The sequence below is a fragment of the Exiguobacterium sp. s36 genome, from assembly GCF_018618345.1.
Taxonomy (GTDB): domain Bacteria; phylum Bacillota; class Bacilli; order Exiguobacteriales; family Exiguobacteriaceae; genus Exiguobacterium; species Exiguobacterium chiriqhucha.
Window position 1 is genome coordinate 1 of the sequence record NZ_JACSLW010000038.1, and the last position, 228, is coordinate 228.

Genomic DNA, 228 nt, shown 5'->3' on the forward strand with positions numbered 1-228 from the left:
ACCCCCAACTACTTTCGGCGCTGAAGCGCTTAACTTCCGTGTTCGGCATGGGAACGGGTGTGGCCGCTTCGCTATCGCCACCAGACATATATGAGATTAACATTATTTTAACATAATGTCAACTCTTTTTTAAGAGATTGTTCTCTCAAAACTGAAGACTCATCAATTCACACAAACCATTAGACTAGATCAAAGCCTCGACCGATTAGTATCATTCAGCTCCACACG

At 43.4% G+C, this 228-nt stretch carries 1 rRNA gene; it reads right to left on the reverse strand.

From position 1 onward, the window contains the following. A 5S ribosomal RNA gene (rrf, locus tag KNP95_RS16015) occupies positions 1-85 on the reverse strand; the annotation flags it as partial. Positions 86-228 lie beyond the last annotated feature (143 nt).